This window comes from Thiobacillus denitrificans (assembly GCF_001530125.1).
In the GTDB taxonomy this organism is placed as follows: Bacteria; Pseudomonadota; Gammaproteobacteria; order Burkholderiales; family Thiobacillaceae; genus Thiobacillus; species Thiobacillus denitrificans_C.
In genome coordinates, this window is sequence record NZ_LDUG01000034.1 from 1 (window position 1) to 22,465 (window position 22,465).

Genomic DNA, 22,465 nt, shown 5'->3' on the forward strand with positions numbered 1-22,465 from the left:
TGTTTGATGGTTATTATAACCACCATGAATAGCGACGAATATGGGGTCAGACGACGAATATGACGAATATGGGGTCAGACACGATATTCCTAAGAGAAAATGGGGTCAGACAAAGAGAAAATGGGGTCAGACACGATATTTCCACAGGGTCAGGCCTTGAGGCCTTGTCTTTTGCACACAGAAATGGGGTCAGACACGATATTTCCACAGGGTCAGGCCTTGAGGCCTTGTCTTTTGCACTGGGGTTGACTTCGCTTGTTTGATGGTTATTATAACCACCATGAATAGCAAGCAAATCATCAAGCAACTGGAAGCGGAAGGCTGGTTTTTGGCGCGGGTTAAGGGTTCGCACCATCAATTCAAGCATTTGAGCAAGCCGGGTTTGGTGACGGTCAAGCATCCTGACAGCGACATTCCCGCCGGAACGCTGCACAGCATTCGTAAACAGGCGGGTTGGAAATAGGAGAGCATCATGCGTTTCCCCGTGGTTTTGCATTCTGATGATGGCGTTCGCTACGGCGTAACAGTGCCTGATTTGCCCGGCTGCTTTTCGTCCGGCGATACCTTCGACGCAGCACTGGATTCCGTGTTGGAGGCGATTGATCTGCATCTGGAAGGCCTGGTTGAAGAGGGGATGGATATTCCGGTTGCCCATGCCATTGCCGAGCATCGCGCCAATGCAGATTTTGCCGATGGCGTGTGGGCGGCAGTGGAGGTTGATCTTGCACGTTTTGAGGGGCGCGCAGAGAAGGTCAATATTACGCTGCCCGCCCGTTTGCTGGTTAAAATTGATTCCTACGCGAAGGCGCATGGGGCTTCCCGCTCCGGCTTTCTGGCCGATGCGGCGCGAGCGGCCATGCGCTAGCGACTGAAATGCAGAAATGGCACCAGAAACACCAGAAATGGGGTCACCAGAAATGGGGTCAGACACGATATTTCAAGCAATAACTGGGTCAGACTCCATATCCCCGGCGGGTGACACGGGGAATGATTTGCTTATTGAAATGACAAGACTATACTTTGACCACAAATGTGGTAAATCTATCGGGAGTATCGCAATGTCAGCAAGCACTTCAATTCGAATCAATCAGGATTTTTACGAACAGGCCCGGCAAGATGCAGCGCTGGAACATCGGACTATCGCAGGGCAAATTGAATTCTGGGCACGGGTGGGCCGGGCTGCGATCGATAATCCAGACCTGCCTGTCAGCTTCGTGGCAGAGTCGTTGGCTTCCATGGCTGAGCCGCGTGACCAGTCAGAGCCGTTCGTGCCACGGAGTCGTCGCGGGTGACGTGGTTGGTCCAGCAAACCCGGCGATTTGCCCGACAATATAAGAAACTGCACAAAAATTCGACCGCCGATGTGGATTCTGCGGTTGAGGAGATCAGCCGAAACCCCGAAATCGGGGAACGCAAGAAAGGCGATCTGGCAGCGCTACGCGTCTTCAAGTTCCACAGCGGAGGTCAGATGTATTTGTTGGGCTACACGCGGGATGAAGAGGTTCGCTTGATTTATCTTGAAGCCGTTGGACCCCATGAAAACTTCTACCGGGACTTGAAGCGATAGATAGGGCGTCGCCCATTAGCCGACCCTTGACCTGCATCCGACTCAATTCGGACTATAATCGGTCTTTCCGGCGCTCGGCCAGCCAGGAGCCAAACCATGAAATTTTCAACTCAAGTCAAGCCCATCAGTTATCTCAAGAGCCACGCGGCTGAAATCATCAGGGATATCACCGAGAGCCGGGAACCCATGCTCATTACCCAGAACGGGGAGGCCAAACTTGTGGTGATGGATGTCCGCTCATATGAGGAACACGAAGAGACCCTGGCGCTGCTCAAACTATTGGCTTTGGGCAACCGTGAGATTGAACAGGGACATTTCCGCACCGCCGATGAGGTGTTCGCCGATATCGACAGGGAAGCCGTTCAATGAGCGTCCAGGTCGTGTTCCTGAAGTCGGCGGAGCACGACCTGAAGGAACTGAAAGGCTACATGGTCAAGAACTTCGGCAAGGACATGTGGCAAGCCAGCTACGCAAAGATTCAAGACGCCGTGAATACCATCGGGGCCTTTCCGCTTGGCGGCAATGTTCCCGAAGAACTCGAGCGCCTCAACCTCACGCAATACCGTCAAGTTGTCTCGGGAATGAACAGAATAATCCATGAAGTCCGACAGGAAATTATCTACATCCACATTGTCTGTGACACGCGGAAAGACATGAAGTCGCTACTCACCAGACGGCTTCTACGCATCGACGGTGCGTAATTCGGGGCGAGGGCGCCCCGCCCACAGCGCTGGCCAATACCAAAAGGCCTCGCCGCCGGGGGTGCTGTTGTAGGAGGCCCGCCCCCGGGCCGATACCGTGGCGGTTGCGACGGTGCGCAAATCGGGGCGAAGGCGCCCCGCCCACAGCGCTGGCCAATACCAACAAATAATGATGAAAGCGCCTAAAAAAAGCCACGGTTTCCCGTGGCTTTTTGAATTTTGGTGGGCCGGCCGAGATTCGAACTCGGGACCAATGGATTAAAAGTCCACTGCTCTACCAGCTGAGCTACCGGCCCAAGGACGGGGTTGAAACCCTGTCCGCGAAAGCGCGAAATTATAGCCGAAGCGATGCGCATGGGTAAAGGCTTATGACGCTTTTTTGAACGCGCGTCGTCCACCGTCCGGCACGATGGCCGGACGGCCAAGCCTGCTTACCCTTCGCGCATCATCAGGAAATACTGCACTTTCATGGTGACCGCACTGCCGACCACGATGGCAATGAAGGTAAGGATGGAGCCCAGCGCCAGGGTGGAGAAGCCGGTGACGCCCTGGCCGATGGTGCAGCCCATCGCCAGCACGCCGCCGAAGCCCATGAGGATGGCGCCGATCAGGTGGTTGACGAAGTCGCGGCCGGAGGCGAACCACTCGATGCGGAAGCTGCGCGAAACCAGCGACCACAGCAGGGAGCCGGCAATGACGCCCGCCAGCGCCATGATGCCGAAGGTGAGCAGGGTGCGGTCGAAGCCGCTTGCCGCATAGCCGAGGCTTTGCCCCATCGGGTTGATGAAGGTGAAGGACTGCGCGGCAAGCGGGGCGGCGTCAGCGGGGCGGACGGCGCCTGCGGGCGAGTAGAAATCCCAGTCCTGCACGTAGGATTGCAGGGAAAGCACATCCCCACCGGCGTTCACCGTGATGTTGCTGGTGACATACCAGGCGGCGAGCACCACGAGGCCGACCACGAGGCCGCCGAGGATGTTGTCGAAGCTGGTGCGGAAATCGGCCGACTTGAAGACCCATGCCAGCAGCAGAACGCCGATGACGCCCCCCATCACCATGCGGCCGGTAGCGACGTTGTCGCTGAAGAGCATCGCGCCGAGGTCCTGGTTGGTGCTCAGCGCGACCGCGGTCGGGTTGGTCCACGAATAGAACAGGACGGAATACAGGGTCTTGTCGCTGCCCGGGAAGGGGTTGATCATGTAATAGGCGATCAGCCCGATGACCAGCACCACCATGATTGATTTGAGGTTGCCGCCGCCGATGCGGATCAGCATTTTGTTGCCACAACCAGAGGCGAGCGTCATGCCGATGCCGAACAGAACACCGCCAAGCACGTATTCCAGCCAGGGCAAGCTGGTCTGGCGGTAGGGCGGAAAGGTGTTGGTGACGTTGACCAGGCCGGCTGCTTCCAGAGCCATCACGCCCAGCACGCCGACCGCGATGGCCAACACCCAGGCGCGCAGGCGGCCGGTATCGCCCATGTTGACCCAGTCGGAAACCGCGCCCATGGTGCAGAAGTTGGTCTTGTTGACCACGGCGCCCATGATCAGGGCGATCACAAAGGTCGACCATAGAAAAAATGATTGTGCGCTGGCGAAATTTTCGTAAATCATAAGTCTATCTCTCGAGTTTGGAAAGGAGGGACGGCATGCGCCGCGCGGATCCGGATGGCAGGCGGAATTCTAATGGTTCCGCCCCGAATGCTAACTGGATATTAAATACCATCAAAGCCCTGGCAAGGCCGGGGGCTTACCTGCTTGATTACTCTGCTTGTTGACCATACCGCGTCGGATCGGGAATGCCTGCCGCGCGAAACCCTTCCCTTCTCAGGCGGCAGGCATCGCAGCGGCCGCAGGCCAAGCCGTCGGCGTCGGCCTGGTAGCAGCTGACGGTTTGCGCGTAGTCGACACCGAGCGCGAGACCGCGCTGGATGATCTGCGCTTTCGACAGATGCTGCAGCGGCGCGTGGACGCGCAGCCGGGCGCCTTCGACGCCGGCACGGGTGGCGAGGTTGGCCATCTGCTCGAACGCCGCGATGAACTCGGGACGGCAATCGGGGTAGCCAGAATAGTCGATGGCATTGACGCCGATGAAAATGTCGCGCGAGCCGAGCACCTCGGCCCAGGCGAGCGCCAGCGCCAGCATCACGGTGTTGCGCGCGGGCACGTAGGTGACAGGGATGCCTTCGGTCGGGCTTTCGGGCACGGCGATGGACGCGTCGGTGAGCGCCGAGCCGCCGATGTCGCTGAGTCCCAGCTTGAGCACCCGGTGCTCGACGGCGCCCAGGCTTGCTGCCACGCGCGCGGCGGCGGCGAGTTCGGCATTGTGGCGCTGGCCGTAATCCAGGCTCAGCGCGTGGCAGGCGTAACCGGCTTCACGCGCGATGGCGAGCACGGTGGCGGAATCCAGGCCGCCGGAGAGCAGGATGACCGCGGATTTCATTTACCGGGGGTGTTGCCCCACAACACCTTGTGCAGCTGCACCTGCATCCGCACCGGCAGCCTGTCAGCGAGAATCCAGTCGGCCAGGTGCGCGGGCGGCAGTTCGCCCTGCACCGGCGAAAACAGGATGGGGCAGACTTGCGCGAGCTTCTGTTCGCGAACGACCTCGCGCGCCCAGTCGTAGTCGGCATGGTCGGCCAACACGAACTTGATCTCGTCGTGTGGCGTCAGGTGGGCGAGGTTTTCCCAGCGGTTGCGCGCGTCCTCGCCGGACCCTGGCGGCTTGATGTCGACGATGCGCGAGACCCGCGCGTCGACCAGGCTGACATCAAGCGCGCCGCTGGTTTCCAGCGACACCGAATAACCGGCGTCGCACAATGCGGCGAGTAGCGGCAGGCAGTTCTTCTGCGCCAGCGGCTCGCCGCCGGTGACGCACACGGTCGGCACGCCATAGTCCGCCACCCGCGCCAGCAGCGAAGCCAGGGGGACGGTTTCGCCGCCCTGAAAGCTGTAGGGCGTGTCGCACCAGCGGCAGCGCAGCGGGCAGCCGGCCAGGCGGACGAACACCGTCGGCAAGCCGGCGCGGCTGGTTTCGCCCTGCAGAGAAAGGAACACCTCCGTCAAGCGGAGCGTGGCGGTTTGGGCATTCGACTCCATCCCGCCTTGCGGGACTTCAGCGCGTAACGGGGCGGCGTAAATTCGCGGCGAGGGCGCCGCGCCTACAGGTAGCGGATCGGCGTGAATTCGCGGCGAGGGCGCCGCGCCTACAGGAGGGAGGAGGCCCGCCCCCGGGCCGATGGGATGGAGCGTTGCAGTCTTGGACACCGCGCTTACTTGAGTGTGGCCAGCCGGCGGACGGCAAACGTGGCGGCAGGGGTGCCGGGGTATTTGGCCACCAGGTTTTCGAGCGTCTTGCGGGCATCGTCGAGCTTGTCCAGCGCGATCTGGTTGGTGGCTATGTTGAGCAGCGCGTCGGGCACCTTGGCGCTGGCAGGATAGGCGGCGACCAATTTTTGCTGATGCGCCAGCGCGGTTTTGTAGTCCTTCAGGACGTAATACGAATAGCCGATCCAGTATTGCGCATTGGCTGCCAGCGCGCTGGTCGGGTACGCCTTGAGAAAACCGTTGAACCCGGCGATGGCGCTCGCGTAATTGGCTTCGCGAAACTGCTTGAGCGCGTCTTCGTAACTGCGCGATTCCACCAGCGGGTCGGCGGCTTGCGGCGGATCGCCCGCCGCTGCGGGCGCGGCGGGCTGCGCCCCCTCGACTGCCGGCGCGGGATCGACCGCCGGCGCGGGCTGGCCCGCCTTGGCGAGGTCCGCGATACGCTGGTCGAGGTCGGCGTACAGGTCGTTTTGCCGCTTGCCCAGGGTATCCAGCTGATGCACCTGGACTTCGGCCTGGCCGCGCAATCTGGCGATTTCGGCCTTGAGCATTTCGACTTCGTTCAGCAAGCCGAGCAGTTGCGGGTTTTGCTGGACCGCCCCCTCCAGCCTGCCGAGACGGGCATCGAGCTCGCCCGTCAGCTGCTGCAAGGCCTGCACCTGGCGGGCGAGTTCGGCATTCGAAACCGCCCACGCGGGCGGGGCCAGCGCGAACGCGCAAGCCAGAATCAAGGCATCACGGCGCATCAATCAAATACCCTAAATGCTTCACCACAGAGGCACAGAGGCACAGAGGCACAGAGGCACAGAGGCACAGAGAACCAGATAACTCATGCGCTGCATTGGATTCAGCTTTCGCCCGACAGGTGATTGCACAGCGAATCTGCAACATCATGTTTTTCCTCTGTGTCCCAAGGGATACCGTCCCTGCGGGACATATCTCTGTGCCTCTGTGGTTCAACTATGCTTTCCCAGAATTACTCGTCGGCATAGACCACATCGGTGCGGCGGTTTTCGGCGTACGCCTCTTCGGTGCTGGCCTCGTTGCGCGGCTTTTCCTCGCCGAAGCTGATTGCTTCCATTTGCGCATCGCTCACGCCCAACACAGCCAGCGCACGGCGCACCGCTTCGGCACGCTTCTGCCCCAGCGCCAGGTTGTATTCGCGGCTGCCGCGCTCGTCGGCATTGCCCTGCAGGATGAGGCGCGCATCACGCTTCGACTGCAGATAGCCGGCATGCGCTTCGAGCATGGGACGGTATTCGGGTTTCACCACGTAGCTGTCGAAATCAAAAAAGATGCTGCGCTTGGACAAGGGGCTGGCCGGATCCTTGCGCGGATCGCCGGCATATTGATCGGCGGGCAACGCGCTGCCCGCCACGCCGGTGCCGTCCACACCGGTGCTGTCAGCGCCGGCCGGCTTGGCTGCGGTCGCGCCGGTCTGGTCGCCGGTGCGGTCTTCAACTGTCGCTTGCGTGCCGGTGGTAGTGCCGCACGCGGACAGGGTCAATGCAAGCAAAATGGGCCAAAAAATCTTGTTCATTTGTTTCTCCTTTAGTGATGAATAACAACGAATAAATCACGACGTGTGAATAACGATCGGCATGAGCAGTTCTGGATTGACACACCAGGATAGCCGCCCAGGCCCTATCTCAAAACAGGAACAACACCTTATGGGCCCCAGGCCGGTTCGCGGGCGTCCACACCGGATTCCGACAGGCGCGTGCGGGTTTTGCCGTCCAGGCTCACGGTGCCGAGAACGCCGCGCCCGCCCTGTACGGTGGCATACAGCACTGCCTGGCCATTTGGCGCAAAGCTGGGCGATTCGTCGCGCGCGGTATCGGTCAGCACGCGAGTCTGGCCCGAGGCCAGTTCGTGCAGCACCACCCTGAAACGGCCGCCTTCACGACTGATATAGGTCAGATGCCTGCCATCCGGGCTGACCGCGGGAGAAACATTGTAGCCGCCGCTGAAGGTCACCCGCCGGGGTTCGCCGCCGCTGGCCGCCACGCGGTAAATCTGCGCGCTGCCGCCGCGATCCGAGGTGAAATAAAGGGTTTGTCCATCGGGCGAGAATACCGGCTCGGTGTCGAGATTGCCACCCCGGGTCAAGCGGGTGAGTCCGCTGCCATCAGCGTTGATCAAATAAATCTGCGAGGCCTCGTCGCGCGTCAGCACCACCGCCAGACGCCGGCCGTCGGGCGCCCAGGCCGGCGCCGAGTTGGAGCCCTTGAATGCCGCGACCTTGCTGCGGCCGCCATCGCGCAGGGACTGCATATACACCACCGGCTTTTTGTCCTCGAACGACACATACACCAGGCGCGCGCCGTCGGGCGAGAACCGCGGCGAAATCACCGGCTCGTTGGAGCGCATGACGGTGCGCGGGTTTTGCCCGTCGGCATCGGCGACCCGCAGCTCGAAGCGCTTGCCCTGTTTCTGCACATAGGCGATGCGGCTGCTGAACGCGCCCGGAATGCCGGTCAGCTTTTCGTACACGATGTCGGCGATCTGGTGCGCAGTGGGGCGCCATTGCGTGGCGGAAATGGTGTAGCTAAAGGCGGCAAGCTGCGTCTGCTTGACCGCATCCAGCAGATGGAAGCGGACTTCGAAGCGGCCGCCGGGCAGCGCGGCCACCTGGCCGATGACCACAGCATCCGCGCCTTTGCCGCGCCAGATGCCGTAGTTGACCTGTGCGGGCGCGACCGGCTGCTGCATGCCGCCAACGTCCACCAGCCTGAACTGGCCGCTGCGCTCAAGGTCGCCTCCCGCGATCTGGGTCAGCGCCGGCACCGGCTGGCCCGGTGCCGCCTGAAACGGCACCATCGCCACGGATATCTTGCTGGCGGCCCCGCCGATCACCTGGATTTCCATCGCGGCGCGCGCGGAAAACGGCGCGCTCAGCAAGGCCAGACAGAACAGGGGAAAAAACAGAACAGCACGCAGCATGGGGTCGGGAATCTCGATCAATGGTGCTTGATTGTAGGATGAGTTTAGCATGGTCGGCGTGACAGTCTGGCTGCCAAGAACGCTCCATACACGCCACAAGCGTTGTCATTGCATACATGGACGCAATGACGGCTTGCGGAGAATGCCTTTAACTCACTCTTTGGGGCGATGGACGAAGGTTAGTTCCGGGACGAATGCAGCGCGCGCATCGCGGGCGCTCGGCAACGGCAGCGGGGACGATTTTTCGATGGCGCGCACCACTGCATCGTCGTACGCCGCATTGCCGCTCGACTGCGTCACCCGCACGCTCTGGACTTCGCCGGTGGGCAGCAACTTCACCAGGCAGCGCACGACGGGGTTGCCGGTCAGGTTGTCGGGCAGGCGGGTGTTGCCGCGCACCTTGGCGCTGATGAGATCGCGGTACTGCCCGACGACGCTCGCCACCTCGGCCTGGCGCTTGCTGGCCGCCGCGGCGTCGGCCAGTTTGGCCTGCGCTTCAGCCAATTTGGCCTGACGCGCTTGGCTCGCCACAGCCTCGTCCGCCATGCGCCGCGTCAAGTCCTCTTCCTCCAGCTGGCGCAGCAGTTCGCGTTTTTTCTGCTCGGCCAGCTGTTTTTCCTGCACCTTCCTGGCAGCCTCGGCCTGCGCGCGTGCGGCGTCAGCCCGGGCTTTCTCTTCGACTAGCTGCATGGCTTGCAGTTTTTGCAGGCGCTCGGCCTCGGCCTTCTTTTTTTCCAGCACAATGTCGGGGATTTTTGGCGGCGGCGGCTCGTCCACCACCGGACGGGGGGCTGGCGTGGCTTTGACCGGCTCGGGCGCTTTCACTGGTGCAGGTGCCGGTGCAGGCGCGGACGGCCTCGACGGCCTGGCCGCGACGGGCGGCGCGGGTGGCAACGCTTCCCACAAGTCGACCATCACCGGTGCGGGATGCCGGGTCTGCCACGACACGCCAAACACCAGCAGCAGCACGAAGGCGATATGCACCCCCAGCGCCAGCGCGCCAGCGATGAGGTTGGAGCCGGGACGGGAGACAAAGGGCGCGTCTGCCGGAAAGTTCATCTCAGGATCAAGGTGCGGGGCGGGCAAGCAGGCCAATGCGGGTGATCTGCGCGTTCTGCAACACGGTCATGGTGTTCATCACCTCCTCGTAGCGCACATTCTTGTCCGCCGCGATGACCACCGGCTGATCCGGCAAGGCACGCTGCAGCACAGCGACTTCGGCCGCCAACGCCGACTTGGCCACGACCCGCTCGTCGCCAGCAACAGCGCGGTTTTTCAGCAAATATTCGCCCGACTCCTTGATGACGATTTCGAGCGGCTGCGCCGGTGGCTGCGAGGTCTTGCCGACGCTCGGCAACTCGACCTGGCCGGGATTGATGAAGGGTGCGGTCACCATGAAGATGACGAGCAGCACCAGCATCACGTCGATCATCGGCACAACGTTGATCTGGGCGATTTGCTTGCGGGTGCGCGCCATGAATCAGGCCGCCTTGGTTGTCGTTGTCTGCCGCTGCAGGATGTTGGAAAACTCCTCCATGAAGCTTTCCATGCGGTTGGCCAGGCGGTCGATGTCGTGGGTGTAGCGGTTGTAGCCGACCACGGCGGGGATGGCGGCGAACAGGCCCATGGCGGTGGCAATCAGCGCTTCGGCGATGCCGGGCGCGACCTGCGCCAGCGTGGCCTGCGCAACGCTCGACAGCCCCATGAAGGCGATCATGATGCCCCACACGGTGCCGAACAGGCCGACATAGGGCGACACCGACCCGACGGTGGCGAGAAACGACAGGTGCGATTCGAGGCCGTCGAGTTCGCGCTGGTAGGTGGCACGCATGGCGCGGCGGGTGCCGTCGATGATGAAGCTGGCCGACATGCCCGCCTGCCGCCGCAACTTCATGAATTCGCTGAATCCGGCTTCGAAGATGCGCCCCATTTCGCCCGCCTCCCCGCGCTCGGCGGCCACCTGCTGGTACATGACGTTGATGTCGCCGCCGCCCCAGAACTCGCGCTCGAAACGATCGGTTGCGCGCAGGGCACGCTTGAGGGCGAACATCTTGATGAAAATGAACCACCACGACATCAACGACGCGCCCAGCAACAGCACCATGACGAGCTGCACCGGCACCGAAGCGTTGAGGACGAGATGGAGGAGCGAGAGGTTCTGGCTGAGGTCGGGGTTCACGTCGTGGGGCTCAGTGTCTGAAGAATCGTTGCGGGCATTTTAACGGGTTTGAAATGGACCGCGTCAACGCAGGCCAGCTTGACGTCGGCCCTTGCCAGACAGGTGGCACCCCGCATGAGTTCCTGCTGCATGGCAAGGCTGGCGCGTCCGGCTTCATGCAGGCCGACCGAGACATCGAGTTGATCGTTGAAGCGCGCCGGCGACAGGAAATCGATTTCCATCCGCCGCACCACGAACACCACCCCCGCCTCGTCGCGCAGGACATCCTGCTCGAACCCGCGCGCGCGCAGCCATTCCGAACGCGCGCGTTCCATGAACTTGAGGTAGTTGGCGTAATACACTACGCCGCCGGCGTCGGTGTCTTCCCAGTAGACGCGGACCGGCCAGTGAAACACCACCACTAGAACAGGTCCTCGCCGGGTGCGCCGGACGGGGCGACGAGACCGAGATGGCGATACGCCAGCGGGGTGGCGATGCGGCCACGCGGGGTGCGCTGCAGGTAGCCCTGCTGGATGAGATAGGGTTCGAGCACGTCTTCGATGGTGTCACGCTCCTCGCCGATGGCGGCGGCAAGGTTGTCCAGTCCGACCGGGCCGCCCATGAATTTTTCGACCACCGCCGACAATAGCTTTCTGTCCATCACGTCGAGCCCGGCGCGGTCGACATCGAGCATCACCAGCGCCGCATCGGCCACCGCGCAGGTGGCCTGCCCGCCTGCCTTGACTTCGGCGTAGTCGCGCACCCGGCGCAGCAGGCGGTTGGCAATGCGCGGGGTACCGCGCGAACGGCGGGCAATTTCCAGCGCGCCGGCTTCTTCCAGGTTCATCTGCAACAGGCCCGCCGAGCGATGCACGATGAAGCCAAGTTCTTCCGCCGAGTAGAACTCCAGCCTTGCGACGATGCCGAAACGGTCGCGCAGCGGATTGGTGAGCATGCCGGCGCGGGTGGTCGCGCCGACCAGGGTGAACGGCGGCAGGTCGAGCTTGACCGAGCGCGCCGACGGGCCTTCGCCGATCATGATGTCGATCTGGAAATCCTCCAGCGCGGGATACAGCACCTCCTCGACCACCGGGCTCAGGCGATGAATCTCGTCGATGAACAGCACATCGTTCGGCTCCAGGTTGGTGAGCAGCGCGGCCAGGTCGCCCGCGCGTTCGAGCACCGGGCCGGAAGTCTGGCGCAGGTTGACGCCCATCTCGCGCGCGATGATGTGCGCCAGCGTGGTCTTGCCCAGCCCCGGCGGGCCGAACAGCAGCACGTGGTCGAGCGCCTCGCTGCGGTTTCTGGCGGCACTGATGAAGATTTCGAGTTGCTCGCGCGTCTTCGCCTGGCCGACGTATTCCGCCAGCGTGCGCGGCCGCAACGCGCGCTCGACCAGCTCTTCCTGCGGGCTGACGGCGGCGGGGGCAATGAGGCGGTCGGTTTCGATCATGGCGCCAGGGGCGGTGGGACAGACAAGCGCGAATTCTACTCCGCGGCGTCGACGGCGGGCGCGGCATCCTGCACCAGCTGGCCGCCCCCGCGCGCCTTCGCCTGATAGAGCGCACGGTCGGCACGTGCGAGCGCGGCATTCATGGTGTCGCCGGTCACGCCCCCGAGCCAGGTCTGCCCCGCACTGAGACTGGTTTGCAAGTCCAGGCCGAAAGCGTTCAACTTGCTTCTGAAACGGTCGGCGAGGCGCTGATGCCACGCGTCCACCCCGGCTGCGTCGAGCCCAGACAGCAGCACGACAAACTCATCCCCGGCCAGACGCGCCGCCAGATCGGCACGCCGGGTCAGTTCTTTCAACGATTGTGCCAGTGCCAGCAAAACCTGATCGCCCACCCCGTGGCCGTAGCGGTCGTTGACCGCCTTGAAATGGTCGATGTCGAGCAATACCAGCGCGACCGGATGCTGTCTTTCGGCCAGCCCCAGCGCCTGGGGAAAATGGGTTTCGAATGCGCGCCGGTTGGGCAGCCCCGTCAGCGGATCGGTCAGGCTCAGGTGTTCCAGCCGTGCACGCTGCGCCTGCAGATGCCGGGCGACCAGATTAATGTCGGCCGCTGCCGGCTCGAATTCGACGTAGTGCGGCACGATTTCGGGAACCGGTTCGTCCCGTGCCAGCGCGGTCAGGGCATCGCGGGTGGACACGATGTCGCGCAGCATGGTGCGACGCAGCCGCAGCATGGTCGCGCCCAGCAGCAACAGCACGGCCCCCAGGGTCAGCAGCCCTGCCAGCACCTGCATCTCGCCGCCGCGCGTAAGCCGCTGCACCGGTGCCTGGGCAAGCAGCGTCCAGCCGGTCTGGGGAATATCCAGCCGGACTTCCCGCAGTGCGCCCTTGACCTCTCCCTGGCGCACGATCGTGCTGCCCGCCGCGTCGATGAGGGTGAGTGCGTGGTCCGGGTGGCGGGAGTCGTCGACCACCCGCTGCAACTGGGTCAGCCGCACGCTCAAGAAGACGCCCCCCAGGATCTCGCCATCCATTTCACGCACCGCCGACACCAGGTCGATGTGTTCGGAACCCGCCACCTCGCGGTGCAGCAGCGGCCGGATGTCCGTCAGGGTATCCGCGCGCCGCATGTCCTGCTGGCAGCTTGGGCCGACGCGCAGCGCCACGGCCTCGCCCAGCACGCCCCCCTGGGGATTGACCAGCGCCAGCCCCAACAGATCGGGCAGCAAACGTTGCCGGGAAAGGGCCCACTGCTGCTGCGCTTCAATCGAACCGACACGCATCAGGTCGAGCAGCTCGGGGTCGCGCGCAATGTTGTCGATCAGCGTGTGGTAGTAGTCCAGCCGCCGGACCAGGCTGACGCGCGCCTGCGTAGCCTCCAGTTCGAGCAGACGCTGCTGGGTCTGGCCACTGGCCTGCAGACTGAACCACAGACTCAGGGCTATGCCGGCCGCGAACAGGCCGGCCACGCTCAGCAGCAGCCACAAAAAATGACGCTGCAGAGAGGCGGAAGGCCGAGGGTTTGACGTGGGCATTGAAACGCGGGCTTAGGTTTTCGACAAGATCCTCAGCGCCTGCCGGATCGCCTCGCCCACCACCAGATCGGGTGGCAGCTGGCGCACGGCCTCGGTGGTCTCGCGTTCGTTGTAACCCAGCGCCAGCAGCGCCTGGCGCACATCGTCCGACACGCCGCCGGGGGCCGCACCGGCAATCGCGCCGGCGAACACCGGCCTGCCCTTGAGTTCGAGCAACAGGCGCTCGGCGGTTTTCTTGCCGATGCCGGGCACCTTGACGATGCGGCCGATTTCCTGCGCGGCAATCGCCGCCGCCAGGTCGTTGACCGACAGCCCGGACAACACCGACAAGGCGGTCTTGGCACCGATGCCGGAGACTTTCAGCAGTTCGCGAAACGCCATGCGTTCGATCTCGCTGCCGAAGCCGTACAGCAGGTGCGCGTCCTCGCGGATCGCCAGATGGGTCAGCAGGCTGATTTTTTCGCCCAGCGCGGGCAGGTTGTAGAAGGTGCTCATCGGCACGTCGATTTCGTAGCCGACGCCGTTCACGTCCACCAGCACCTGCGGCGGTTGTTTGGCGGCAAGCAGGCCGGTGATTCTGCCTATCATTTGGAATCCTTATTCATACGAGGCGCCCGCCCTTCACGCGATAGCCTGCGGTGGAGTGCGCGCCGAGGTGGCTGCCGTGGGCGTGGGCGATGGCGCAGGCGAGTGCGTCGGCGGCGTCGGCAGTGGGCGCAGCAGGCAGGCTCAGCAGGCGCTTGACCATTTCCTGCACCTGTTCCTTGGCGGCCTTGCCATGGCCGACCACCGCCTGCTTGATTTGCAGCGCGGTGTATTCCGCAACCAGCAGTTGATTGGACACGGCCGCGCAGATCGCCGCCCCGCGCGCCTGTCCCAGCAGCAGCGTTGACTGCGGGTTGACGTTGACGAAGACGATTTCCACCGCGCAGGTATCGGGCTGATAGGTGGCGATCACCTCGTTCAGCCCGGCGAACAGCACCCCCAGCCGCTGCGGCAAGCTGCCCTCGCCGCTCTTGACCACGCCGCTGGCGACATAGGCCAGTTTCTGGCCGGTCTGCTCGATCACGCCGAAGCCGGTGAGCCGCAGGCCGGGGTCGATGCCCAGTATGCGGATCCCGATCATGCTTTCAGTGCTTTTAAATGCCCTTGATCGGCATAGGCGAGGATTTTTTCGTCCGCCGTGACAAGCGTGAGATTGTGAACCCGCGCGCTCGCCATCAGCAGACGATCGACTGGATCGCCATGCGGTGCGTCGGGCAGGCGTGTCGACTCCAGCGCAATTCCCGGAATCACCCCCAGCATTTGCATACCGGGCGTCGCGGACGCCTGACGCACCCACTCGTCCACCGGCATGGACAGGCGGATACGGTCTTTTGCCACCAGCATCCCGATCTCCCACACCGACATCACCGACACCCACAGTTTGCCGAGCCGCGCGGCCTGCTCGATGCGGGAACGAGCCGGTTTGCCCAGACGATCGGGATCAGATTCGAGCCACAGCCATACATGCGTATCAATCACCAGCCCGGCGTCAGGCATCGGCCTCCCAGGCTTCGTCAATCGGGCGAATGAGATCGCCGCGCACCTGCACTGTGCCCGCCAGACGACCGAACACGACCGGCTCGGCATCGTCCACCGGAACCAGCCGGGCGACCGCGCGGCCGTGCTTGGTCAGCGTGATGCTGGCGTGCGTCTGAGCCACCTGGTCAAGATAGGCAAGGCACTTGGCCTTGAATTCAGTTGCGGGAAGGTCCATGGCTACTCCAATGGTCATTTAATTATGACCACATTAGCAAACCTGCATCACTCCGGCAACACCGCGTTGGTGTACACCTCTTGCACGTCGTCGAGCGAATCGAGCGCGTCGAGGATTTTCTGCATCTTCGCCGCGTCGTCGCCGGTCAGTTCGGTTTCGGCTTCCGGCCGCATGGTGATCTCTGCGACCGCCGGCTTGAATCCGGCTTTTTCCAATGCGTCCTTCACCGCCTCGAAGGCCCTGGGCTCGGGCGAGGTCAGCACCTCGATCGAGCCGTCCTCGTTGGGGATGACGTCTTCCGCACCGGCGTCGAGCGCGGCTTCCATCACCGCCTCTTCGCTCGCGCCCGGCTCCAGGATGATCTGGCCGCAGTGCTTGAACTGGAACGCCACGCAGCCGTCGGTGCCCATGTTGCCGCCGTGCTTGACGAAGGCATGGCGGACGTCGGCGACGGTGCGCACCTTGTTGTCGGTGAGACAGTCGACCATCACCGCGACGCCGCCAATGCCGTAGCCCTCGTAACGCACTTCCTCGTAGTTGACGCCTTCGAGCAGACCGGTGCCGCGCTTGACCGCGTTTTCAATGTTGTCCTTCGGCATCGATTCGGCCTTGGCCTTTTCGATCGCCAGCCGCAGGCGCGGATTCATGCCGGTGTCGCCACCACCCATTTTGGCCGCCACGGTGATTTCCTTGATAAGCTTGGTGAAGACCTTGCCGCGCTTGGCATCCTGGCGCCCCTTGCGGTGCTGGATGTTGGCCCACTTCGAATGTCCTGCCATGTTGATTCCAACGCAAATTAAATAGCCGGAGATTTTACACCGTGGCTCCCACTCTACGTTTCGGCGTCGACCTCGGCGGCAGCAAAATCGAACTCATCGCGCTCGACGCCGGCGGTGGCGAAATCCTGCGCCGCCGCGTGCCGACCCCGCAGGACGATTACTTCGCCACAGTCGCTGCGGTCGCCGCGCTGGTGCACCAGGCCGAATTTGAACTGGGCCAAAGCGCCAGCATCGGCATCGGCACCCCCGGCGCCGTCTCGCCCGCCAGCGGCCGGATGAAGAACTGCAATTCGACCTGTCTCAACGGCCGGCCGCTGCAGGAAGACCTCGAACGCGCGCTCAACCGCGAGGTGCGGCTCGCCAACGACGCCAACTGCCTGGCGCTGTCGGAAGCCACCGACGGTTCGGCGGCCGGCGCCGACAGCGTATTCGGCGTGATCATCGGTACTGGCGTCGGCGGCGGCGTGGTGGTGCGCGGCCAGGTGCTGACTGGCGCCAACGCCATCGCCGGCGAATGGGGCCATTCGCCGCTGCCCTACTTCCAGTTCGCCCACGCGCAGGCCGACCGCAATGGCACCGGCCAGCACCCCGCGACCGGCGAAGCGATCCTGCACCCCTGGCCGAGTCCGCGCGAACTCGACGCCGCGCCGGCGTGCTACTGCGGCAAGAAAGGCTGCATCGAAACCTGGCTGTCCGGCCCCGCGTTGGCGGCCGACCACGTGCGCTACGGCGGCGAAGACTTGCCCGCGCACGAAATCGTGCAGCTGGCGAATGCCGGCTACGGCCCCTGCAGCGCGACGCTGGCGCGCTACGAGGAGCGGCTGGCGCGCGCGCTGGCCGGCGTCATTAACCTGCTCGACCCCGACATCATCGTGCTCGGCGGCGGGCTGTCCAACATCGCCAGGCTCTACGACACCGTGCCGCGGCTGTGGCCGCGCTATGTGTTTTCAGACCGCGTCGACACCAAGCTGGTGCCGCCGAAATATGGCGATTCAAGCGGGGTGCGCGGCGCGGCGTGGCTGTGGAGCGAAGGAAATTAGCGCGGTTGAGGCTTTATTATCTTTCGCTTGCTATCTCACTCTGAAGCTTTTCCAACCCATCTAAAATTCGGATGAATTTTTCACCAAACGGTGTAATCGCATATTCAACGCGCGGTGGGACTTCGTTGTGGGCAACGCGCTCAACGATGCCAAATTCCATGTTCTTGCGCAGGCACTCGTTAAGCACTTTTGTAGTCAAGCCCTCGACGCTACGAACCATTTGGCCAGGACGATTGATGCCATTTGCCAAGAGTTGATAGACGGTAAGTGACCATTTACAGCCATAGATGGTCTCCACCATGCGTGCGCTCCGCGCTTGGGCAGATTTTCTGGAAAAAATTTCATCTTGGCTGCTCATCAATATGCACCAATAAGTGACTACCGTACCAATTTGTACCTGCTTCTCAACAGGCTACAGGATTCCATAAGCTATCTGCTCCTGCAACTACCTTGGATGCAATCCGATGGAAAACGTAGATCAACCTTTAGCTTTGATAGTAGGTGGCTCCAGCGGAATGGGCTTTGCAACCGCGAAGCTTTTGTTGGAACACGGCATAAATACTGTGATTGTGGGCAACGCATCGAAAAAATTAGCGACGGCGCAGCGCGAACTTTCCGCATTTGGCAATATTGAGGCCATCCAAGCCAATTTATACGAGCCGAACGATGTGCAGCGCGTTGTTGCTTTTGCCGAGAACCACGGCCGCCACATCAAATACCTGGTGAACGCAGCGGGCTACTTCAAGCCCACGCCATTCCTTGAGCATAAGCATAAGGACTATGACACCTACCTGGATTTGAATCGCGCCGCCTTTTTCATTTCACAGGCCGTGGCTAAAAACATGGCGGCGAACGGTGGCGGCTCGATTGTGCATATTGGATCGATGTGGGCAAAACAAGCCATTAAAGCGACGCCTTCCTCTGCGTACTCGATGGCGAAAGCAGGCTTGCACGCACTCACGCAACACATGGCGATGGAGCTGGCCGATCATAATATCCGTGTAAACGCGGTTTCGCCGGCCGTGGTTAAAACGCCTATATACGAGGCATTCATCGACCCAAATAAAATCGACGAAACGCTTGCCTCATTCAACGGATTTCATCCTATCGGCCGAATCGGCACGCCCGAAGACGTCGCAATAGTCATTCGCTTTCTGCTTGCCGATGATGCGAGTTGGGTGACAGGCGCAATTTGGGATGTCGATGGCGGGGTCATGGCGGGACGTAACTGAGGTGTGCCGGATAACGATCTTCAACGTGCTGCCCGTCCAGGCAGTGACGGTTTTTAGTGGACATGATTTGTCCCGCCGTCAAACCCGATGGCCCCGCTCGGCACGATAGTCCGCAGACGCATCAGTGCAGCTTGATGCGCGCCCGCGTCGGCGTGCTGATGAAGTGGGCGTAGGTCGTGAGTGCGGTCTTGAACCAGCCGTGCAATGCGATCTCGTGCATCTTGTGCAGCGACCAGTACACCAGCCGCGCCATCGTGCCTTCGATCATGATGCTGCCGCCGGTCAGCGCGCCCATCAGGTTGCCGACAGTGGAGAAACGACCGAGCGCCACCAGCGAGCCGTAGTCACGGTAGACGTACTCAAGCAGCGGCTTGCCGCGAAAACGCCGACAGATCGCCTTCGCCATCAGTGATGCCTGCTGGTGCGCAGCCTGCGCGCGCGGCGGCACGTTGCTGCCGTTGGGCATTGGGCAGGCTGCGCAATCGCCCAGCGCAAAGATGTTGTCGTCGCGCGTGGTCTGCAAGGTGGGACGCACCACCAGCTGATTGATGCGGTTGGTTTCCAGGCCGTCCAGGTCTTTCAGGAAATCCGGCGCTTTGATGCCGGCCGACCACACCATCATGCTGGCGGGGATGAACTTGCCGTCGGCGGTCAGCATGCCATCGCGGCGCACTTCGACCACGCGCTCGTTGGTGTGCACCTCCACCCCCAGTTCGGCCAGACGCTCAGCGGCGGCGGCCGACAGACGCGGCGGCAGCCCTGGCAGGATGCGGTCGGAGGCTTCGACAATCAGCAGCTTCAGGCTCTTGTCGGGATCGATCTTTTCCAGGCCGTAGGCCGACAGTTCGCGCGTGGTGTCGTGCAGCTCGGCGGCGAGTTCGACCCCGGTGGCCCCCGCGCCGACGATGCCGACGGTGACTTGGCCAGGAGTGACAGCGGCGGTCTGGGTGTGTGCGCGCAGGCAGGCGTTGATGTGGTGACGATGGAATTCGCGCGCCTGCTCGGGGGTGTCGAGCATAATGCAGTGTTCCTTCACGCCCGGCACGCCGAAGTCGTTGCCAACCGAGCCGACCGCGATGATCAGCGTGTCGTAGTGAAAGCTGCGACGCGGGATGATTTCCACGCCCTCGTCGTCCAGCGTGGGGGCGACGCTGATTTCCTGGCGCACGCGATTGAGGCCATCCATGCGCCCGAGGCGGAAGCGGAAGTGATGCCAATGCCCCTGCGCCAGATATTCCAGCCGTTCGGCATACGAATCGAGGCTGCCCGCCGCGACTTCATACAGCAGCGGTTTCCACAAATGCGAGGGCGAGGCATCGATCAGCGTGATGTTTGCGCGTTTCTTCTTTCCCAGCTTGTCGCCCAGCCGGGTGGCCAGTTCCAGCCCGCCCGCGCCACCGCCCACGATGACGATTTCATGCACCTGTTGTTCCGCTGTCACGGTTTCCTCCTGCTCCGAATTACCACGATGATACTTGCAACATTAGCACCTGCTTCTATTCAATGCTTGACCCGCGCCATCACCGAACTCGCTAGAATTTCCCCATCACGCACACGGAACCCGCCATGACCGACCCCCTGCTCATCGCCAAAAATGCTGCTGCCGAGCTCACCCTGCTGCCGCAAATGGCCAACCGTCACGGCCTCATCACCGGCGCCACCGGCACCGGCAAGACCGTCACCCTGCAGACGCTGGCCGAGCATTTTTCCCGCATCGGCGTGCCCTGTTTCATGTCGGACGTGAAGGGCGACCTGTCAGGCATTTCACAAGCCGGCGGCGGCAACGCCAAGGTGGCCGAGCGGGTCGAGATGCTCAAGCTCGAAGGTTTCGAACATCAGGGCTATCCGGTCACCTTATGGGATCCTTTCGGCACCAGCGGCCACCCGGTACGCGCCACCGTGTCCGACATGGGGCCGCTGCTGCTCTCGCGCATGCTGGACCTGAATGAAACCCAGAGCGGCGTGCTGAATCTGGTATTCAAGGTGGCCGACGACAACGGTCTGTTGCTACTGGACTTGAAAGATCTGCGCACCATGCTCGCCTTTGTCGGCGAGAACGCGAAGCAGTTCACCACCGATTACGGCAACGTCTCGCCCGCCTCCATCGGCGCGATCCAGCGCGGCCTGCTGGCGCTGGAGTCGCAGGGCGGCGAGCAGATTTTCGGCGAGCCGATGCTCAACATCGACGACCTGATCCAGACCGACCGTGGGCGCGGCGTCATCAACATCCTGTCGGCCGACCGGCTGATGCAGTCACCCAAGCTGTACGCCACGCTGCTGCTGTGGCTCTTGGCCGAACTGTTCGAGAACCTGCCCGAAGCCGGCGACCTCGACAAGCCGAAACTGGTGTTCTTCTTCGACGAAGCGCACCTGCTGTTTACCGACGCACCCGATGCGCTGGTGGAAAAAATCGAGCAGGTGGTGCGGCTGATCCGCTCCAAGGGCGTCGGCGTGTATTTCGTCACCCAGAACCCGGCCGACGTGCCGGACAAAGTCCTCTCGCAACTCGGCAACCGGGTACAGCACGCGCTGCGCGCCTTCTCGGCGCGCGACCAGAAAGCGGTGCGCGCCGCCGCCGAAACCATGCGCGACAACCCGACGCTGGACGAGGCCACTGTGATTACCGAGCTCGGCGTCGGCGAGGCACTGGTGTCTTTTCTCGACGAGAAAGGCCGACCCGGCGTGGTCGAGCGCGCCTACATCGTGCCGCCGCAGGGGCAGATCGGCCCCATCACCGACGCCCAGCGCCAGCAGCTGATGCGGGCCTCGCTGGTCGCGGGCGCCTACGACAAAACCGTCGACCGCGAATCCGCCCACGAAATTCTGAAAGCGCGCGCCGAGCAGGCGGCACAGGCAGCGGCCGCGCAGGCGCAGGCGGAACAGCAGGCCAAAGCCGCGGCGCAGCCCGCGGCGGGCGGCAGCGTGGGCGGCGTGCTGGAGGACATTCTGGGCGGGCACGGCAGGCGCCGCGAAGGCGCTGCCGAGGCACTGGCCAAATCCGCCGCCCGCGCCATCGGCAGCCAGGTCGGCCGCACGCTCATCCGCGGGGTGCTCGGCAGCCTGTTCGGCGGCAAGCGCTGACGTGCATGTAGGAGCGGCGCCCTCGCCGCGATTTTCGGCAGCCAATCGCGGCGAGGGCGCCGCTCCTACACGCCTTTCGCTTGAGGCTGGTTCAGGCGAACAGGCGCGCGAGTTCTGCGCCCGGATCGTCGGCACGCATAAACGCCTCGCCCACCAGAAACGCGTTGACGCCATGGCTGCGTATCTTCGCGACGTCGGCCGGCGCGAAAATGCCGGACTCGGTGATGACGATGCGCTCGCTGCCGATTTTCGGCAGCAAGGCCAGCGTGGTGTCGAGGCTGACCTCGAAGGTGCGCAGGTTGCGGTTGTTGATGCCCATGAGCGGCGTCTTCAATTGCAGCGCGGTGTCGAGTTCTTCGGCGTTGTGCGATTCAACCAGCACCACCATGCCCAGTTCGTGCGCCAGCGCTTCCAGCGCCTGCATGGCCGGCAACTCCAGCGCGGCGACGATCAATAAAATGCAGTCCGCCCCCATCGCGCGCGCCTCATAGATCTGATACGGGTCGATGATGAAATCCTTGCGCAGCACTGGCAGCGCGCACGTGGCACGCGCCTCGATCAGATAGTCGGCACAGCCCTGGAAATAGTCGCGGTCGGTGAGCACCGACAGGCAGGCGGCGCCGCCCGCCTCGTAGCTTGCGGCGATCTCGGCCGGGCGGAAGTCGGGACGGATCACCCCCTTAGACGGGCTCGCCTTCTTGATTTCGGCGATCACCGCGGGCTGCCCGGCGGCAATCTTGGCGCGCAGCGCGCCGACGAAATCGCGCGGTGCGGATGCGGCTTCGGCGCGCGCCCGCATTTCGGCGAGCGGCACGCTGGCAAGCCCAGCATCGATCTCGACACGCTTGGTGGCGAGGATTTTTTCCAGGATGTCGCTCATGACTGGCAGCTCAT

Annotated in this window: 29 protein-coding genes and 1 tRNA gene; 9 read left to right on the forward strand and 21 right to left on the reverse strand. The window is 62.9% G+C overall.

From position 1 onward, the window contains the following. Positions 1-280: 280 nt before the first annotated feature. From ABW22_RS12105 to ABW22_RS12125, 6 genes are all read left to right on the forward strand, one after another. Positions 281-463: a type II toxin-antitoxin system HicA family toxin gene (locus ABW22_RS12105; protein WP_059756977.1), complete on the forward strand. Its 183-nt coding sequence runs from the start codon at positions 281-283 to the stop codon at positions 461-463. 9 nt (positions 464-472) lie between these two features. Then, positions 473-865 carry a type II toxin-antitoxin system HicB family antitoxin gene (locus tag ABW22_RS12110; RefSeq protein ID WP_059756980.1) on the forward strand — a complete coding sequence of 131 codons (393 nt, stop codon included), beginning with the start codon at positions 473-475 and terminating at the stop codon, positions 863-865. A 193-nt stretch (positions 866-1,058) separates the two neighbouring features. Beyond that, the gene (locus ABW22_RS16855; RefSeq protein WP_082708793.1) at positions 1,059-1,292 is read left to right on the forward strand and encodes a ParD-like family protein; all 234 of its coding nucleotides are present in this window, start codon (positions 1,059-1,061) and stop codon (positions 1,290-1,292) included. Further along, positions 1,289-1,567 carry a type II toxin-antitoxin system RelE/ParE family toxin gene (locus ABW22_RS12115; protein ID WP_059756983.1) on the forward strand — a complete coding sequence of 93 codons (279 nt, stop codon included), beginning with the start codon at positions 1,289-1,291 and terminating at the stop codon, positions 1,565-1,567. Before ABW22_RS16855 ends, ABW22_RS12115 begins: the two co-directional genes overlap by 4 nt. A 96-nt stretch (positions 1,568-1,663) precedes the next feature. Next, a complete protein-coding gene (locus ABW22_RS12120) occupies positions 1,664-1,936 on the forward strand; it encodes a type II toxin-antitoxin system Phd/YefM family antitoxin (protein ID WP_059756985.1) in 273 nt (90 codons plus the stop codon). Next, positions 1,933-2,268, forward strand: coding sequence for a type II toxin-antitoxin system RelE/ParE family toxin (locus ABW22_RS12125; RefSeq protein ID WP_059756987.1), 336 nt, complete (start codon positions 1,933-1,935; stop codon positions 2,266-2,268). The genes ABW22_RS12120 and ABW22_RS12125 overlap by 4 nt, the downstream gene beginning before the upstream one ends. A gap of 220 nt (positions 2,269-2,488) precedes the next feature. Here the strand turns inward: ABW22_RS12125 and ABW22_RS12130 are convergent. From ABW22_RS12130 to ABW22_RS12215, 18 genes are all read right to left on the reverse strand, one after another. After that, a tRNA-Lys gene (locus ABW22_RS12130) sits at positions 2,489-2,564 on the reverse strand. A 135-nt stretch (positions 2,565-2,699) separates the two neighbouring features. Then, positions 2,700-3,878: a YeeE/YedE family protein gene (locus tag ABW22_RS12135; protein WP_059756992.1), complete on the reverse strand. Its 1,179-nt coding sequence runs from the start codon at positions 3,876-3,878 to the stop codon at positions 2,700-2,702. A gap of 148 nt (positions 3,879-4,026) precedes the next feature. Then, positions 4,027-4,707, reverse strand: a complete 681-nt coding sequence (gene queC, locus ABW22_RS12140; RefSeq protein WP_059756995.1) for a 7-cyano-7-deazaguanine synthase QueC — start codon at positions 4,705-4,707, stop codon at positions 4,027-4,029. Beyond that, positions 4,704-5,363: a 7-carboxy-7-deazaguanine synthase QueE gene (gene queE, locus ABW22_RS12145; RefSeq protein WP_059756998.1), complete on the reverse strand. Its 660-nt coding sequence runs from the start codon at positions 5,361-5,363 to the stop codon at positions 4,704-4,706. The genes queC and queE overlap by 4 nt, the downstream gene beginning before the upstream one ends. A gap of 173 nt (positions 5,364-5,536) precedes the next feature. After that, the gene (ybgF, locus tag ABW22_RS12150) at positions 5,537-6,337 is read right to left on the reverse strand and encodes a tol-pal system protein YbgF (protein WP_059757001.1); all 801 of its coding nucleotides are present in this window, start codon (positions 6,335-6,337) and stop codon (positions 5,537-5,539) included. Between the two features lie 230 nt (positions 6,338-6,567). Then, a complete protein-coding gene (gene pal / locus ABW22_RS12155; protein WP_059757004.1) occupies positions 6,568-7,131 on the reverse strand; it encodes a peptidoglycan-associated lipoprotein Pal in 564 nt (187 codons plus the stop codon). Positions 7,132-7,259: 128 nt separating this feature from the next. Further along, a complete protein-coding gene (gene tolB / locus ABW22_RS12160) occupies positions 7,260-8,534 on the reverse strand; it encodes a Tol-Pal system beta propeller repeat protein TolB (protein WP_059757074.1) in 1,275 nt (424 codons plus the stop codon). A gap of 153 nt (positions 8,535-8,687) precedes the next feature. Next, positions 8,688-9,593, reverse strand: a complete 906-nt coding sequence (locus ABW22_RS12165; protein ID WP_059757007.1) for a cell envelope integrity protein TolA — start codon at positions 9,591-9,593, stop codon at positions 8,688-8,690. 7 nt (positions 9,594-9,600) lie between these two features. Continuing rightward, the gene (gene tolR, locus ABW22_RS12170) at positions 9,601-10,011 is read right to left on the reverse strand and encodes a protein TolR (RefSeq protein WP_059757010.1); all 411 of its coding nucleotides are present in this window, start codon (positions 10,009-10,011) and stop codon (positions 9,601-9,603) included. Between the two features lie 3 nt (positions 10,012-10,014). Beyond that, positions 10,015-10,713 (reverse strand): protein TolQ, encoded by a 699-nt coding sequence (tolQ, locus tag ABW22_RS12175; RefSeq protein ID WP_059757011.1) that lies wholly within the window; start codon positions 10,711-10,713, stop codon positions 10,015-10,017. After that, a complete protein-coding gene (ybgC, locus tag ABW22_RS12180; protein WP_059757077.1) occupies positions 10,710-11,111 on the reverse strand; it encodes a tol-pal system-associated acyl-CoA thioesterase in 402 nt (133 codons plus the stop codon). Before ybgC ends, tolQ begins: the two co-directional genes overlap by 4 nt. A gap of 2 nt (positions 11,112-11,113) precedes the next feature. After that, entirely contained in the window at positions 11,114-12,145 is a 1,032-nt protein-coding gene (gene ruvB, locus ABW22_RS12185; RefSeq protein ID WP_059757014.1) for a Holliday junction branch migration DNA helicase RuvB, read from the reverse strand. A gap of 35 nt (positions 12,146-12,180) precedes the next feature. Continuing rightward, positions 12,181-13,632 carry a GGDEF domain-containing protein gene (locus tag ABW22_RS12190; RefSeq protein ID WP_237763335.1) on the reverse strand — a complete coding sequence of 484 codons (1,452 nt, stop codon included), beginning with the start codon at positions 13,630-13,632 and terminating at the stop codon, positions 12,181-12,183. Positions 13,633-13,692: 60 nt separating this feature from the next. Next, positions 13,693-14,268, reverse strand: a complete 576-nt coding sequence (ruvA, locus tag ABW22_RS12195; protein ID WP_059757020.1) for a Holliday junction branch migration protein RuvA — start codon at positions 14,266-14,268, stop codon at positions 13,693-13,695. Positions 14,269-14,281: 13 nt separating this feature from the next. Continuing rightward, positions 14,282-14,797: a crossover junction endodeoxyribonuclease RuvC gene (gene ruvC / locus ABW22_RS12200; protein WP_059757079.1), complete on the reverse strand. Its 516-nt coding sequence runs from the start codon at positions 14,795-14,797 to the stop codon at positions 14,282-14,284. 5 nt (positions 14,798-14,802) lie between these two features. Continuing rightward, the gene (locus tag ABW22_RS12205; RefSeq protein WP_059757022.1) at positions 14,803-15,222 is read right to left on the reverse strand and encodes a type II toxin-antitoxin system VapC family toxin; all 420 of its coding nucleotides are present in this window, start codon (positions 15,220-15,222) and stop codon (positions 14,803-14,805) included. Continuing rightward, complete coding sequence (locus ABW22_RS12210; protein WP_059757025.1) at positions 15,215-15,439, reverse strand: type II toxin-antitoxin system Phd/YefM family antitoxin; 225 nt, start codon at positions 15,437-15,439, stop codon at positions 15,215-15,217. Before ABW22_RS12210 ends, ABW22_RS12205 begins: the two co-directional genes overlap by 8 nt. Before the next feature lie 47 nt (positions 15,440-15,486). Beyond that, a complete protein-coding gene (locus ABW22_RS12215) occupies positions 15,487-16,218 on the reverse strand; it encodes a YebC/PmpR family DNA-binding transcriptional regulator (RefSeq protein ID WP_059757028.1) in 732 nt (243 codons plus the stop codon). A 41-nt stretch (positions 16,219-16,259) separates the two neighbouring features. On the opposite strand from ABW22_RS12215, the gene ABW22_RS12220 reads away from it, so the two are divergent. Next, positions 16,260-17,258, forward strand: coding sequence for an ROK family protein (locus ABW22_RS12220; RefSeq protein WP_059757031.1), 999 nt, complete (start codon positions 16,260-16,262; stop codon positions 17,256-17,258). 16 nt (positions 17,259-17,274) lie between these two features. Here ABW22_RS12220 and ABW22_RS12225 read toward each other — a convergent pair whose 3' ends face one another. Then, complete coding sequence (locus ABW22_RS12225; RefSeq protein ID WP_059757033.1) at positions 17,275-17,616, reverse strand: winged helix-turn-helix transcriptional regulator; 342 nt, start codon at positions 17,614-17,616, stop codon at positions 17,275-17,277. 106 nt (positions 17,617-17,722) lie between these two features. Between ABW22_RS12225 and ABW22_RS12230 the strand changes: the two genes are divergently transcribed. Then, positions 17,723-18,490 carry an SDR family NAD(P)-dependent oxidoreductase gene (locus tag ABW22_RS12230; RefSeq protein ID WP_059757036.1) on the forward strand — a complete coding sequence of 256 codons (768 nt, stop codon included), beginning with the start codon at positions 17,723-17,725 and terminating at the stop codon, positions 18,488-18,490. A 121-nt stretch (positions 18,491-18,611) separates the two neighbouring features. Here the strand turns inward: ABW22_RS12230 and ABW22_RS12235 are convergent, their stop codons facing one another. After that, positions 18,612-19,931, reverse strand: coding sequence for an NAD(P)/FAD-dependent oxidoreductase (locus ABW22_RS12235; RefSeq protein ID WP_059757039.1), 1,320 nt, complete (start codon positions 19,929-19,931; stop codon positions 18,612-18,614). Positions 19,932-20,056: 125 nt separating this feature from the next. On the opposite strand from ABW22_RS12235, the gene ABW22_RS12240 reads away from it, so the two are divergent. Beyond that, positions 20,057-21,571 carry a helicase HerA-like domain-containing protein gene (locus ABW22_RS12240; RefSeq protein ID WP_059757042.1) on the forward strand — a complete coding sequence of 505 codons (1,515 nt, stop codon included), beginning with the start codon at positions 20,057-20,059 and terminating at the stop codon, positions 21,569-21,571. Between the two features lie 91 nt (positions 21,572-21,662). Here ABW22_RS12240 and trpC read toward each other — a convergent pair whose 3' ends face one another. Next, the gene (trpC, locus tag ABW22_RS12245; RefSeq protein ID WP_059757049.1) at positions 21,663-22,451 is read right to left on the reverse strand and encodes an indole-3-glycerol phosphate synthase TrpC; all 789 of its coding nucleotides are present in this window, start codon (positions 22,449-22,451) and stop codon (positions 21,663-21,665) included. Between the last annotated feature and the right edge of the window lie 14 nt (positions 22,452-22,465).